The organism is Citrobacter sp. 21OH12SH02A-Citro (assembly GCF_027919895.1).
Lineage (GTDB): Bacteria > Pseudomonadota > Gammaproteobacteria > Enterobacterales > Enterobacteriaceae > Citrobacter > Citrobacter braakii.
This window is the reverse complement of the sequence record NZ_CP114801.1, coordinates 4,007,185-4,021,990: the sequence shown is the minus strand read 5'-3', so window position 1 is coordinate 4,021,990 and position 14,806 is coordinate 4,007,185. Positions and strand designations below refer to the sequence as shown.

13 protein-coding genes are annotated in these 14,806 nt (G+C 53.6%); 12 read left to right on the top strand and 1 reads right to left on the bottom strand.

The window, feature by feature from the left end:
- The first annotated feature begins 2 nt into the window (after window positions 1–2).
- The 12 genes from murD (at window position 3) to mutT (ending at window position 14,520) form a co-directional block, all read left to right on the top strand.
- On the top strand, window positions 3–1,319 hold the full coding sequence (murD, locus tag O6D90_RS19465; protein WP_016151695.1) for a UDP-N-acetylmuramoyl-L-alanine--D-glutamate ligase: 1,317 nt from the start codon (window positions 3–5) through the stop codon (window positions 1,317–1,319).
- Window positions 1,319–2,563 carry a cell division protein FtsW gene (gene ftsW, locus O6D90_RS19460; protein WP_016155689.1) on the top strand — a complete coding sequence of 415 codons (1,245 nt, stop codon included), beginning with the start codon at window positions 1,319–1,321 and terminating at the stop codon, window positions 2,561–2,563. Before murD ends, ftsW begins: the two co-directional genes overlap by 1 nt.
- A complete protein-coding gene (murG, locus tag O6D90_RS19455) occupies window positions 2,560–3,627 on the top strand; it encodes an undecaprenyldiphospho-muramoylpentapeptide beta-N-acetylglucosaminyltransferase (RefSeq protein ID WP_016155690.1) in 1,068 nt (355 codons plus the stop codon). Before ftsW ends, murG begins: the two co-directional genes overlap by 4 nt.
- A gap of 51 nt (window positions 3,628–3,678) precedes the next feature.
- Window positions 3,679–5,154: a UDP-N-acetylmuramate--L-alanine ligase gene (murC, locus tag O6D90_RS19450; RefSeq protein WP_016151698.1), complete on the top strand. Its 1,476-nt coding sequence runs from the start codon at window positions 3,679–3,681 to the stop codon at window positions 5,152–5,154.
- Window positions 5,147–6,067, top strand: coding sequence for a D-alanine--D-alanine ligase (locus O6D90_RS19445; protein WP_016151699.1), 921 nt, complete (start codon window positions 5,147–5,149; stop codon window positions 6,065–6,067). The genes murC and O6D90_RS19445 overlap by 8 nt, the downstream gene beginning before the upstream one ends.
- Window position 6,068: 1 nt before the next feature.
- Window positions 6,069–6,902, top strand: a complete 834-nt coding sequence (ftsQ, locus tag O6D90_RS19440; protein WP_003018758.1) for a cell division protein FtsQ — start codon at window positions 6,069–6,071, stop codon at window positions 6,900–6,902.
- Window positions 6,899–8,161 carry a cell division protein FtsA gene (ftsA, locus tag O6D90_RS19435; RefSeq protein ID WP_003018755.1) on the top strand — a complete coding sequence of 421 codons (1,263 nt, stop codon included), beginning with the start codon at window positions 6,899–6,901 and terminating at the stop codon, window positions 8,159–8,161. The genes ftsQ and ftsA overlap by 4 nt, the downstream gene beginning before the upstream one ends.
- Window positions 8,162–8,347: 186 nt before the next feature.
- A complete protein-coding gene (gene ftsZ / locus O6D90_RS19430; protein ID WP_003018753.1) occupies window positions 8,348–9,499 on the top strand; it encodes a cell division protein FtsZ in 1,152 nt (383 codons plus the stop codon).
- Window positions 9,500–9,599: 100 nt separating this feature from the next.
- A complete protein-coding gene (gene lpxC, locus O6D90_RS19425; protein ID WP_006686706.1) occupies window positions 9,600–10,517 on the top strand; it encodes a UDP-3-O-acyl-N-acetylglucosamine deacetylase in 918 nt (305 codons plus the stop codon).
- A 284-nt stretch (window positions 10,518–10,801) separates the two neighbouring features.
- On the top strand, window positions 10,802–11,308 hold the full coding sequence (gene secM, locus O6D90_RS19420; RefSeq protein WP_016151701.1) for a secA translation cis-regulator SecM: 507 nt from the start codon (window positions 10,802–10,804) through the stop codon (window positions 11,306–11,308).
- Between the two features lie 60 nt (window positions 11,309–11,368).
- Window positions 11,369–14,074, top strand: a complete 2,706-nt coding sequence (gene secA / locus O6D90_RS19415) for a preprotein translocase subunit SecA (RefSeq protein WP_016151702.1) — start codon at window positions 11,369–11,371, stop codon at window positions 14,072–14,074.
- 56 nt (window positions 14,075–14,130) lie between these two features.
- Window positions 14,131–14,520, top strand: a complete 390-nt coding sequence (gene mutT / locus O6D90_RS19410) for an 8-oxo-dGTP diphosphatase MutT (protein WP_016155691.1) — start codon at window positions 14,131–14,133, stop codon at window positions 14,518–14,520.
- Between the two features lie 88 nt (window positions 14,521–14,608).
- On the opposite strand, the gene yacG is transcribed toward mutT, so the two are convergent.
- Window positions 14,609–14,803: a DNA gyrase inhibitor YacG gene (gene yacG / locus O6D90_RS19405; RefSeq protein ID WP_016151704.1), complete on the bottom strand. Its 195-nt coding sequence runs from the start codon at window positions 14,801–14,803 to the stop codon at window positions 14,609–14,611.
- Window positions 14,804–14,806: the final 3 nt, after the last annotated feature.

Below are 14,806 nucleotides of genomic sequence, written 5' to 3'. Positions count from 1 at the left end.
TCATGGCTGATTACCAGGGTAAAAAAGTCGTCATTATCGGTCTGGGTTTGACCGGGCTGTCCTGCGTGGATTTCTTCCTGGCGCGTGGCGTGACGCCGCGCGTAATGGATACCCGCGCGACGCCGCCGGGCCTGGACAAATTACCGGAAGCGGTTGAGCGTCATGTTGGCAGCCTGAATGATGACTGGCTGCTGGCCGCTGATCTTATTGTCGCCAGCCCTGGTATTGCCCTGGCGCATCCTTCGTTGAGCGCCGCCGCCGATGCGGGAATTGAAATTGTCGGCGACATTGAGCTGTTCTGTCGCGAAGCACAGGCACCGATCGTCGCGATCACCGGTTCCAACGGGAAAAGCACAGTCACTACGCTGGTAGGTGAGATGGCGAAAGCGGCCGGTGTGAACGTGGGGGTCGGCGGTAATATTGGCCTGCCCGCGCTGATGCTGCTGGATGACGAACGTGAGCTGTATGTTCTGGAATTGTCGAGCTTCCAACTGGAAACGACCTCCAGCTTACAAGCCGTAGCCGCTACCATTTTGAACGTCACCGAAGACCATATGGACAGATATCCGTTTGGCTTGCAGCAGTACCGTGCGGCCAAACTGCGCGTCTATGAAAACGCGAAAGTGTGTGTGGTCAACGCTGATGATGCGCTGACCATGCCGGTCCGCGGGGCGGATGAGCGTTGCGTGAGCTTTGGCATCAACATGGGTGACTATCACCTGAACCGTCAGCAGGGCGAAACCTGGCTGCGAGTGAAGGGTGAAAAAGTTCTTAACGTGAAAGAGATGACGCTTTCCGGTCAGCATAACTATACCAACGCCCTGGCTGCGCTGGCGCTGGCGGATGCCGCAGGTCTGCCGCGGGCGTCGAGCCTTAAAGCGCTGACCACGTTTACCGGTCTGGCGCATCGTTTCCAGACTGTGCTTGAGCACAACGGCGTGCGCTGGATTAACGATTCTAAAGCCACCAACGTCGGCAGCACTGAAGCCGCGCTGAATGGCCTGCACGTTGACGGTACGTTGCACCTGTTGCTGGGGGGAGACGGGAAATCCGCTGACTTTACGCCGCTGCAACGATACCTGACCGGCGACAACATTCGTCTGTATTGCTTTGGTCGCGATGGCGCGCAGCTTGCCGCTCTGCGACCTGACGTTACGGAACAAACTGAAACCATGGAGCAGGCAATGCGTCTGCTCGCACCGCGCGTGAAGTCGGGCGATATGGTGTTGCTGTCGCCCGCCTGCGCCAGCCTTGACCAGTTCAAGAACTTTGAGCAACGCGGTGACGTCTTTACCCGCCTGGCGAAGGAGTTGGGTTGATGCGCTTATCTCTCCCTCGTCTGAGAATGCCGCGCTTACCGGGACTGGGTGTCCTGGCGTGGGTCTTCGCGGCACTTAAAGGCTGGGTGATGGCTTCGCGTGATAAAGACGCGGACAGCCTGATCATGTATGACCGCATGCTGCTGTGGTTGACCTTTGGTCTGGCAGCGATCGGTTTTGTGATGGTGACATCGGCATCGATGCCCGTAGGACAACGCCTGGCGGGCGATCCTTTCCTGTTTGCTAAGCGTGATGCACTGTACATCTTCCTCGCTTTCTGCCTGGCGATGGTGACGCTGCGTCTGCCGATGGAGTTCTGGCAAAAGTACAGTACGACGATGCTGATAGCCTCGATCATCATGCTGCTGATTGTGCTGGTGGTGGGTAGCTCCGTTAACGGGGCGTCGCGCTGGATTGCGCTGGGGCCGCTGCGTATTCAGCCTGCGGAATTTACCAAGCTGTCGCTGTTCTGTTACCTCGCCAACTACCTGGTGCGTAAAGTTGATGAAGTGCGTAACAACCTGCGCGGTTTCTTAAAACCGATGGGCGTAATTCTGGTGCTGGCTATTTTACTGCTGGCACAGCCTGACCTTGGTACGGTGGTGGTGCTGTTCGTCACTACCCTGGCGATGCTGTTTCTCGCCGGAGCGAAACTGTGGCAGTTCATTGCCATCATTGGCATGGGGATTTCAGCGGTCGTGCTGCTGATCCTTGCCGAACCGTATCGTATTCGCCGCGTAACCTCCTTCTGGAACCCATGGGAAGATCCGTTCGGCAGTGGCTACCAGCTGACGCAATCCCTGATGGCCTTTGGTCGCGGTGAGGTTTGGGGGCAGGGCTTAGGTAATTCAGTCCAAAAACTGGAGTATTTACCAGAAGCGCACACCGACTTCATCTTCGCCATCATTGGGGAAGAGCTGGGTTATATCGGTGTGGTATTGGCACTTTTAATGGTATTCTTCGTCGCTTTTCGCGCGATGTCGATTGGCCGTAAGGCGTTGGAAATTGACCACCGTTTTTCAGGCTTTTTAGCCTGCTCTATCGGGATCTGGTTTAGCTTCCAGGCACTGGTAAACGTCGGTGCGGCGGCGGGTATGCTGCCAACCAAAGGTCTGACGCTGCCGCTGATCAGTTATGGTGGTTCAAGTTTGTTGATTATGTCGACGGCCATCATGTTTTTGTTACGTATTGATTATGAAACGCGTCTGGAAAAAGCCCAGGCGTTTACACGAGGTGCACGATGAGTGGTCAACCGAAGCGGTTAATGGTGATGGCAGGCGGTACCGGCGGGCATGTGTTCCCGGGGCTGGCGGTCGCGCACCATTTAATGGCCCAGGGCTGGCAGGTTCGTTGGCTGGGCACCGCCGATCGTATGGAAGCGGACTTAGTGCCGAAACACGGCATTGAAATTGACTTTATTCGTATCTCCGGTTTGCGTGGTAAAGGCGTCAATGCGCTGCTTGCCGCACCTGTGCGTATTTTTAATGCCTGGCGTCAGGCGCGCGCCATCATGAAGCAGTTTAAACCCGATGTGGTGCTGGGTATGGGCGGCTACGTGTCTGGCCCTGGCGGTCTGGCGGCCTGGTCATTAGGTATTCCGGTTGTACTGCATGAGCAGAACGGCATTGCGGGATTAACTAACAAGTGGCTGGCGAAGATTGCCACTACGGTGATGCAGGCTTTTCCTGGTGCTTTCCCGAATGCGGAAGTGGTAGGTAACCCGGTGCGCACTGACGTGCTGGCGCTGCCGTTGCCAAAAGTGCGCCTGGCCGGGCGTGAAGGTCCGGTTCGTGTATTGGTCGTCGGGGGATCTCAGGGCGCACGCGTACTGAACCAGACGATGCCGCAGGTTGCCGCAAAGCTTGGCGACGCGGTGACTATCTGGCATCAGAGCGGCAAAGGCGCGCAGCAGACCGTTGAACAGGCGTATGCCGACGCGGGACAACCGCAGCACAAGGTCACTGAGTTTATTGATGATATGGCAGTGGCCTACGCGTGGGCTGATGTCGTGGTTTGTCGCTCAGGCGCGCTGACGGTGAGCGAAATTGCCGCCGCAGGTTTGCCTGCGCTGTTTGTGCCGTTCCAGCACAAAGACAGACAGCAGTATTGGAATGCGCTGCCGCTGGAGAAAGCGGGCGCCGCCAAAATTCTGGAGCAGCCGCAGTTTACTGTGGATGCCGTCGCCAGCACCCTTGCCGGGTGGTCGCGAGAAACGTTATTAACCATGGCAGAACGTGCGCGCGCCGCATCCATACCGGATGCCACAGAGCGCGTTGCAAATGAAGTGAGCCGGGCTGCCCGGGCGTAATTGTGGTGATGCCTTTTGCATCGCATGAACTAAGAAGTTAATGGCTAAAGAATGAATACACAACAACTGGCAAAACTGCGTTCCATCGTGCCCGAAATGCGTCGCGTTCGGCACATTCACTTTGTCGGCATCGGTGGTGCTGGTATGGGCGGTATTGCCGAAGTTTTGGCCAATGAAGGTTATCAGATCAGCGGTTCTGACTTAGCGCCGAATCCTGTGACGCAGCAGTTGACGAATCTGGGTGCCACGATTTTCTTCAACCATCGCCCGGAAAACGTGCGCGATGCGAGCGTGGTGGTGGTATCCAGCGCTATTTCTGCGGATAACCCGGAAATTGTTGCAGCGCATGAAGCACGTATTCCGGTGATTCGTCGTGCTGAAATGCTGGCGGAGTTAATGCGTTTTCGTCACGGTATTGCTATTGCCGGGACGCACGGTAAAACCACGACTACGGCAATGGTCTCCAGCATCTACGCGGAAGCGGGTCTGGATCCCACTTTTGTCAACGGCGGTCTGGTGAAGGCCGCAGGCGTGCATGCGCGCCTGGGTCATAGCCGTTATTTGATTGCCGAAGCGGACGAGAGCGACGCGTCGTTCCTGCATTTGCAGCCGATGGTGGCGATTGTCACCAATATCGAAGCCGACCACATGGATACCTACCATGGCGACTTCGAAAATTTAAAGCAGACGTTTATTAATTTCCTGCATAACTTGCCGTTTTATGGTCGTGCGGTGATGTGCGTTGACGATCCGGTTATCCGCGAACTGTTACCGCGAGTTGGCCGTCAAACCACAACCTATGGTTTCAGTGATGATGCCGATGTGCGCGTTGAAGATTACCAGCAGATTGGTCCACAAGGACACTTCACGCTGGTGCGTCAGGGGATGGCCGATTTACGTGTTACGTTAAACGCGCCGGGTCGTCACAATGCACTGAACGCGGCGGCGGCAGTGGCGGTCGCGACGGAAGAAGGTATTGAAGACGACGCTATTCTGCGCGCGCTGGAAAGTTTCCAGGGTACCGGACGTCGTTTTGACTTCCTCGGCGAATTCCCGCTTGAGCCGGTGAACGGTAAAGCCGGGACCGCGATGCTGGTTGATGACTATGGCCACCACCCAACGGAAGTGGACGCCACCATTAAAGCCGCACGCGCGGGCTGGCCGGACAAAAACCTGGTGATGCTGTTCCAGCCGCACCGGTTTACGCGTACTCGCGATCTGTACGACGACTTTGCTAACGTGCTGACCCAGGTCGATGCGCTGTTGATGCTGGATGTGTATGCCGCGGGCGAAGCCGCTATTCCGGGTGCCGACAGCCGTTCGTTGTGCCGTACGATTCGTGGCCGCGGTAAGATCGATCCGATTCTGGTGTCCGACCCGGCCCAGGTGGCAGAAATGCTGGCACCCGTATTAACCGGCAACGATCTGATTTTGGTGCAGGGCGCTGGAAATATCGGCAAAATCGCGCGTTCCTTAGCTGAAATCAAACTGAAGCCGCAAAACCCGGAGGAAGAACAACATGGCTGATAAAATCGCGGTCCTGTTAGGGGGAACCTCCGCTGAACGTGAAGTATCGCTGAATTCAGGCGCGGCCGTATTGGCAGGGTTACGCGAAGGTGGTGTAGATGCCCATCCGGTTGACCCTAAAGAGGTCGATGTCACTCTTTTGAAATCTATGGGGTTTCAGAAGGTGTTTATTGCGCTGCATGGTCGTGGCGGTGAAGATGGCACATTGCAGGGCATGCTGGAGCTGATTGGCCTGCCGTATACCGGCAGCGGCGTCATGGCTTCCGCGATTTCCATGGACAAACTGCGCAGCAAGCTGCTGTGGCAGGGCGCAGGTTTACCCGTCGCCCCATGGGTTGCGCTGACCCGCGCTGAGTTCGAAAAAGGTCTTAGCGATGAAGCAGTTACAAAAATTTCTGCGTTAGGCTTGCCGCTGATTGTAAAGCCAAGCCGTGAAGGTTCCAGCGTAGGGATGTCAAAAGTTGAAGAAGAAAATGCTTTGCAGGGTGCATTAGCATTGGCTTTTCAGCATGATGAAGAAGTACTGATTGAAAAATGGCTCAGTGGCCCGGAATTTACAGTTGCGATACTTGGCGAAGAAATTTTACCGTCAATACGTATCCAACCCGCGGGAACCTTCTATGATTATGAGGCGAAGTATCTCTCTGATGAGACACAATATTTCTGCCCTGCTGGTCTGGAAGTCGAACAAGAAGCCTTTTTACAGGAATTAGTCCTGAAAGCGTGGACTGCATTGGGCTGTAAAGGTTGGGGTCGCATTGACGTCATGCTGGACAGCGATGGCCAGTTTTATCTGCTGGAAGCGAATACCTCTCCGGGTATGACCAGCCACAGTCTGGTGCCGATGGCGGCGCGTCAGGCGGGCCTGAGTTTCTCGCAGTTGGTGGTAAGAATTCTGGAGTTGGCGGACTGATATGTCGCAGGCTGCGCTGAACACGCGAAACGGTGATGAAGAAGAAGTAAACTCCTCACGCCGCAATAATGGAACGCGTCTTGCAGGAATACTGTTCCTGCTGACAGTGCTGTGCACCGTGTTTGTCAGCGGCTGGGTAGTGTTGGGATGGATGGAAGATGCGCAGCGCCTGCCATTGTCAAAACTGGTGTTAACCGGTGAACGGCATTACACGCGCAATGATGATATCCGTCAGTCCATCCTGGCGCTGGGCGCTCCGGGAACATTTATGACTCAGGATGTGAACATCATCCAGAGTCAGATTGAACGCCTCCCCTGGATCAAACAGGCGAGCGTCAGAAAGCAATGGCCTGATGAATTGAAGATTCATCTGGTTGAATATGTGCCAATAGCGCGTTGGAATGACCAACATATGGTGGATGCTGAAGGAAATACCTTCAGTGTCCCAACCGGTCGGGCCAATAAGCAGGTATTACCTATGTTGTACGGACCGGAAGGCAGCGCAAGTGAAGTGCTGCAAGGGTTCCGCGATATGGGGCAGGTGCTGGCTAAGGACAGATTCACCCTGAAGGAAGCGGCAATGACCGCTCGTCGTTCCTGGCAGTTGACGCTGAATAACGATATTAAGCTGAATCTGGGCAGGGGCGATACGATAAAACGTTTGGCTCGCTTTGTGGAACTCTACCCGGTTTTACAGCAGCAGGCGCAAACCGATGGCAAACGGATTAGCTACGTTGATTTGCGTTATGACTCAGGAGCGGCAGTAGGCTGGGTTCCCTTGCCTCCTGAGGAATCTAATCAGCAACAGAATCAGGCACAGGCAGAACAACAATGATCAAGGCGACGGACAGAAAACTGGTAGTTGGACTGGAGATTGGCACCGCGAAGGTAGCCGCTTTAGTAGGGGAAGTTCTGCCCGACGGTATGGTCAATATCATTGGCGTGGGCAGTTGCCCATCGCGAGGTATGGATAAAGGCGGGGTGAATGACCTTGAGTCAGTGGTGAAGTGCGTACAGCGCGCCATTGACCAGGCTGAACTGATGGCAGATTGCCAGATCTCTTCAGTGTATCTGGCGCTTTCCGGTAAACATATTAGCTGTCAGAATGAAATTGGTATGGTGCCCATTTCCGAAGAGGAAGTGACGCAGGAAGATGTGGAAAACGTGGTACATACGGCAAAATCCGTACGCGTTCGCGATGAACATCGTGTTCTGCACGTCATCCCGCAGGAATACGCCATCGACTACCAGGAAGGTATCAAAAATCCGGTCGGTCTTTCCGGTGTGCGTATGCAGGCAAAAGTCCATCTTATTACCTGCCACAACGACATGGCGAAGAATATTGTCAAAGCCGTTGAACGTTGTGGTCTGAAAGTTGACCAACTGATTTTTGCCGGGTTGGCAGCCAGTTATTCCGTATTGACGGAAGATGAACGTGAACTGGGTGTCTGCGTGGTGGATATTGGTGGTGGTACAATGGATATCGCCGTTTATACTGGCGGGGCGTTGCGCCACACTAAAGTTATCCCTTATGCAGGGAATGTCGTGACCAGCGATATCGCGTATGCCTTTGGTACGCCGCCGAGCGATGCTGAAGCCATCAAAGTGCGTCATGGCTGCGCACTGGGTTCCATCGTGGGTAAAGACGAGAGCGTTGAAGTGCCAAGCGTTGGTGGTCGTCCGCCGCGTAGCCTGCAACGTCAGACTCTGGCAGAGGTCATTGAGCCGCGTTATACCGAGCTGCTCAACCTGGTCAACGAAGAAATTTTGCAATTACAAGAACAGCTTCGCCAGCAGGGTGTGAAACATCATCTGGCGGCGGGGATTGTGTTAACCGGCGGAGCTGCGCAAATTGAAGGTCTTGCGGCCTGCGCACAGCGCGTGTTCCATACACAAGTACGTATTGGCGCACCGCTGAATATTACCGGTCTGACGGATTATGCCCAGGAGCCGTATTATTCAACGGCGGTGGGGCTGCTGCACTACGGGAAAGAATCCCATTTAAGTGGTGAGGCTGAAGTAGAAAAGCGCGTAACTGCCTCGGTCGGATCGTGGATCAAGCGACTGAATAGCTGGTTACGTAAAGAGTTTTAATTTTTAAAGAGACCGACGCAAATTAACGGTCTCAGGCGACAGGCACTACACAAAGTCATTCAAGTTGCATCGCAGCGGCAACTGAGCGAATCTCCTGGAGCATAGTTTACTATGTCACGGGAGTGAGTGAAGGCAGCCAACAAAGAGGCGGCTTGAAGGATGAAGTGTAAAACGGAGAGAGAAACTATGTTTGAACCTATGGAACTAACCAACGACGCGGTGATTAAAGTCATCGGCGTCGGTGGCGGCGGCGGTAATGCCGTTGAACACATGGTGCGTGAGCGCATCGAAGGTGTTGAATTCTTCGCGGTGAATACCGACGCTCAGGCGTTGCGTAAAACGGCGGTTGGACAGACCATTCAGATTGGTAGCGGCATCACCAAAGGTCTGGGCGCGGGTGCAAACCCGGAAGTCGGTCGTAATGCGGCAGACGAAGATCGCGAAGCTCTGCGCGCAGCGCTTGACGGCGCAGACATGGTGTTTATCGCAGCTGGCATGGGCGGCGGTACCGGTACCGGTGCAGCGCCAGTGGTAGCTGAAGTCGCAAAAGATTTAGGTATCCTGACCGTTGCTGTCGTGACTAAGCCTTTCAACTTTGAAGGCAAGAAGCGTATGGCATTCGCGGAGCAGGGTATCACCGAGCTGTCCAAACACGTGGACTCTCTGATCACTATCCCGAACGACAAGCTGCTGAAAGTACTGGGCCGTGGTATCTCCCTGCTGGATGCATTTGGCGCAGCGAACGACGTGCTGAAAGGCGCAGTCCAGGGTATCGCTGAACTGATTACTCGTCCGGGCCTGATGAACGTCGACTTTGCAGACGTACGCACCGTGATGTCCGAAATGGGCTACGCGATGATGGGTTCTGGCGTGGCGAGTGGTGAAGACCGTGCAGAAGAAGCGGCTGAAATGGCTATCTCTTCTCCGCTGCTGGAAGATATCGATCTGTCCGGCGCACGCGGCGTGCTGGTTAACATTACTGCGGGCTTCGACCTGCGTCTGGATGAGTTCGAAACCGTGGGTAACACGATTCGTGCCTTTGCATCGGATAACGCAACTGTGGTTATCGGTACCTCTCTGGACCCGGATATGAACGACGAACTGCGCGTGACCGTTGTTGCGACTGGAATTGGTATGGACAAGCGTCCTGAAATCACTCTGGTGACCAACAAACAGGTACAGCAGCCGGTAATGGATCGTTACCAGCAGCACGGTATGGCGCCGTTGACGCAAGAGCAGAAACCGGTAGCGAAAGTGGTTAACGACAATACGCCGCAAACCACGAAAGAGCCGGATTATCTGGATATCCCTGCATTCCTGCGTAAGCAAGCTGATTAAGAATTAGCTGGAATTTGGGAATTGTGGCTCTTTGTGCTAAACTGGCCCACCGAATGTATAGTACACTTCGGTTGGATAGGTAATTTGGCGAGATTATACGATGATCAAACAAAGGACTCTTAAACGTATCGTTCAGGCGACTGGCGTCGGTTTGCATACCGGCAAAAAAGTCACCCTGACATTACGCCCTGCGCCGGCCAACACCGGGGTCATCTATCGTCGCACCGACTTGAATCCTCCGGTAGATTTCCCGGCCGATGCCAAATCTGTGCGTGATACCATGCTCTGTACGTGTCTGGTCAATGAGCATGATGTGCGGATTTCAACCGTAGAGCACCTTAATGCTGCTCTGGCGGGCTTAGGTATCGATAACATCGTTATTGAAGTTAATGCCCCGGAAATCCCGATTATGGATGGCAGTGCCGCTCCGTTCGTTTACCTGCTGCTTGATGCAGGTATTGAAGAACTGAGCAGCGCCAAAAAATTTGTTCGCATCAAAGAGACCGTTCGTGTCGAAGATGGCGATAAGTGGGCTGAGTTTAAGCCGTATAATGGTTTTACGTTGGATTTCACCATCGACTTTAACCATCCGGCGATCGACTCCAGCACGCAGCGCTACGCGATGAACTTCTCTGCGGATGCGTTCATGCGCCAGATCAGCCGCGCGCGTACTTTCGGCTTCATGCGTGATATCGAATATCTGCAGTCCCGCGGCCTGTGTCTGGGCGGCAGCTTCGATTGTGCCATCGTTGTTGACGATTATCGCGTATTGAACGAAGACGGCCTGCGTTTTGAAGACGAATTCGTTCGTCACAAAATGCTCGACGCGATTGGTGACTTGTTCATGTGTGGTCACAACATTATTGGTGCATTCACCGCGTATAAATCCGGTCATGCACTGAATAACAAACTATTGCAGGCAGTCCTGGCAAAACAGGAAGCTTGGGAATATGTGACCTTCCAGGACGATGCAGAACTGCCGTTGGCGTTCAAAGCACCTTCGACTGTACTGGCATAACGACATACGCTGTCGCATAAATTCGACTGGTAAATCTGGCACTCTCTCCGGCCAGGTGAGCCAGTCGTTTTTTTATCTTCCGATTGCAAAACCACCTTATCTGAATCAACTTTTCCCCACCAACAGATTAAAACACCGTTCGATCGCTGCTTTCTTAAGCATATTTACCCGCGACTTGCTGTCATTACTGCTGTGGAGCGTACGCTTTAATGGTAATATTTATGCGCAAAAAAATGGTTTTGCATTTGTAACCCCAAACGCAGGGTATATCAGGTGGCAATAACGTGAGTGGAATACTGACGCGTTGGCGACAGTTAGGCAGACGGTACTTCTGGCCGCATCTCCTGTTGGGGATGGTCGCGGCTAGTTTTGGCCTGCCTGCGCTCGGTAATGCTGCTGAACCTAATACTCCCGCGAAGGCGACCGCCAGCAATCACGATCAATCTGCCAAAGTTAACTTTAGCCAGCTTGCTTTGCTGGAGGCGACCAATCGCCGCCCGAATTTTACCGTTGACTACTGGCATCAGCATGCCATTCGTACGGTCATTCGCCATCTTTCTTTTGCTATGGCTCCTCAGGCGCTGCCTGTTGCCGAAGAGCCGTTGCCAATCCAGGCGCACCATCTTGCGTTACTGAATACGCTCAGCGCGATGCTGACGCAAGAAGGCAGACCGCCCGCGGCCGTGAGTCGCGTGACATATGCTCATTTTACCTCTCAGGCCGCATTTAGCGTTCCGGTCTGGATCAGCCAGCTGCAGGGTATCCGTGCTGGCCCTCAACGCCTCAGCTAAAAAAGAACCTTCCAACTTATAATTTTTGACTCCGCACCGCGGGGCGTTTGAGATTTTATTATGCTAATCAAATTATTAACAAAAGTATTCGGTAGCCGTAACGAGCGTACGCTGCGTCGTATGCGTAAAGTGGTCAATGTCATCAATGCAATGGAACCGGAGATGGAAAAACTCTCCGATGATGAACTGAAAGCGAAGACCGCTGAATTCCGCGCCCGTCTGGAAAAAGGCGCCAGCGTTGAAAGCCTGATCCCGGAAGCGTTCGCGGTGGTCCGCGAAGCGAGTAAGCGTGTGTTCGGCATGCGTCATTTCGACGTACAGCTGCTGGGTGGTATGGTGCTTAACGATCGCTGCATCGCGGAAATGCGTACCGGTGAAGGTAAAACCCTTACCGCAACGCTGCCAGCCTACCTGAACGCCTTAAGCGGGAAGGGTGTACACGTGGTTACCGTGAACGACTACCTGGCTCAGCGTGACGCCGAAAATAACCGCCCGTTGTTTGAATTCCTCGGCATGACCGTGGGTATCAACATGTCTGGCCTGCCTGCGCCAGCCAAGCGTGAAGCCTACAATGCCGATATTACTTACGGTACCAACAACGAATACGGCTTTGACTACCTGCGCGACAACATGGCGTTTAGCCCGGAAGAGCGCGTTCAGCGTAAACTGCACTATGCGCTGGTCGATGAAGTCGACTCCATCCTGATCGATGAAGCGCGTACGCCGCTGATCATTTCCGGTCCGGCTGAAGACAGCTCGGAAATGTATAAAAAAGTGAACAAAATCATCCCGCACCTGATTCGTCAGGAGAAGGACGATTCCGACACGTTCCAGGGGGAAGGCCACTTCTCTGTTGATGAGAAAGCGCGCCAGGTCAACCTGACCGAACGTGGTCTGGTACTGATTGAAGAGCTGTTGGTTAACGAAGGCATCATGGATGAGGGCGAATCGCTGTACTCTCCGGGCAACATTATGCTGATGCACCACGTGACTGCTGCACTGCGCGCACACGTGCTGTTTACCCGCGACGTTGACTATATCGTGAAAGACGGTGAAGTTATCATCGTCGACGAACACACCGGTCGTACTATGCAGGGCCGCCGCTGGTCCGATGGTCTGCACCAGGCTGTTGAAGCCAAAGAAGGCGTAGATATCCAAAACGAGAACCAGACGCTGGCATCTATTACCTTCCAGAACTACTTCCGTTTGTACGAAAAACTGGCCGGTATGACCGGTACAGCAGATACTGAAGCCTTTGAATTCAGCTCCATTTACAAACTGGATACCGTTGTTGTGCCGACCAACCGCCCGATGATCCGTAAGGATTTACCGGATCTGGTGTACATGACTGAAGCGGAAAAAATTCAGGCGATCATTGAAGATATTAAAGAGCGTACCGCAAATGGCCAGCCGGTGCTGGTTGGTACTATCTCTATTGAAAAATCGGAAGTGGTTTCTAACGAGCTGAACAAGGCGGGTATCAAACACAACGTTCTGAACGCCAAGTTCCACGCCAACGAAGCCGCAATCGTCGCCCAGGCGGGTTATCCGTCCGCAGTGACTATCGCGACAAACATGGCAGGTCGTGGTACCGATATCGTGCTGGGTGGTAGCTGGCAGGCGGAAATTGCCGAGCTGGAGGACCCGACTCCAGAACAAATCGCGCAGATCAAAGCCGAGTGGCAGGTTCGCCATGATGCGGTGTTAGCTGCAGGCGGTTTACATATTATCGGTACCGAGCGTCACGAATCTCGTCGTATAGATAACCAGCTGCGTGGTCGTTCTGGTCGTCAGGGGGATGCGGGGTCTTCTCGTTTCTATCTGTCGATGGAAGATGCGCTGATGCGTATTTTTGCTTCTGACCGCGTGTCCGGCATGATGCGTAAACTGGGCATGAAGCCTGGTGAAGCGATTGAACACCCGTGGGTGACTAAAGCGATTGCAAACGCGCAGCGTAAAGTAGAAAGCCGCAACTTCGATATTCGTAAGCAACTGCTGGAATATGATGACGTTGCCAATGACCAGCGTCGCGCAATCTACACCCAGCGTAACGAACTGCTGGACGTAACTGACGTTAGCGAAACCATTAATAGCATCCGTGAGGATGTCTTCAAAGCGACGATTGATGCCTATATTCCGCCGCAGTCTCTGGAAGAAATGTGGGATATCCCGGGTCTGCAGGAACGTCTGAAAAACGACTTCGATCTGGAAATGCCTATTTCAGAGTGGCTTGATAAAGAGCCTGAGCTGCATGAGGAAACGCTGCGCGAACGTATTCTGGCAAACGCCATCGAAGTTTATCAGCGTAAAGAAGAAGTTGTGGGCGCGGAGATGATGCGTCACTTCGAAAAAGGCGTGATGCTGCAAACTCTCGATTCTCTGTGGAAAGAGCACCTTGCGGCGATGGATTACCTGCGTCAGGGTATCCACCTGCGTGGTTATGCGCAAAAAGATCCGAAGCAGGAATACAAGCGTGAATCCTTCTCTATGTTTGCATCAATGCTGGAATCACTGAAGTACGAAGTGATCAGTACCCTGAGCAAAGTTCAGGTACGTATGCCTGAAGAAGTAGAAGCGATGGAGCAGCAACGTCGTGAAGACGCTGAACGTTTAGCGCAGATGCAGCAGTTGAGCCATAAAGGTGACGATTCTGCCGCGGCAGAAGAGCTGGCAGCACAAACTGGCGATCGTAAAGTGGGTCGTAACGATCCGTGTCCTTGCGGTTCCGGGAAAAAGTACAAACAGTGCCATGGCCGTCTGAGCTAAGAAAGTAACTTACTGAAAAGGCGCAGAATTCTGCGCCTTTTTTATGGACGATAAAGATGAAAATACTGCAGATCGCCGTCGGGATTATTCGCAACCAGCACCATGAAATTTTTATAACCCAGCGTGCGGCTGATGCCCACATGGCAAATAAGCTGGAGTTCCCCGGCGGGAAAATTGAAGCAGGCGAAACGCCGGAGCAGGCGCTGATTCGCGAGTTACAGGAAGAAGTAGGCATTACGCCGACTCAAAGCTCACTGTTCGAAAAGCTGGAGTACCAGTTTCCGGACCGGCATATCACTCTGTGGTTCTGGCTGGTTGAAAGCTGGGAAGGCGAACCGTGGGGGAAAGAGGGGCAACCGGCGCAGTGGATTGCGCAAGATGCTCTGAATACAGAAGATTTTCCGCCTGCGAATGCGCCGGTAATTGAAAAGCTGATTGCTGGATAAAGGTGTTCGTAGGCCGGATTAGGCAACCCCACCATCCGGCAAATTAGGGCGGGGTCGCTACGCTTGCCCACCCTACGTTTTAGCTGAATTACTTCTGCTCTTCACTCCAGTCGTCGTTTTCCGACAGATCACCAGAGCTGGGGATACGTTTCTCTTCTGCGGCCCACTCACCCAGATCGATTAACTGGCAGCGCTTGCTGCAGAATGGGCGAAACGGGCTGACTTCACCCCACACTACGGGTTTGCCGCAGGTTGGGCAGTTGACGATGGTTTGTTCAGACATGTT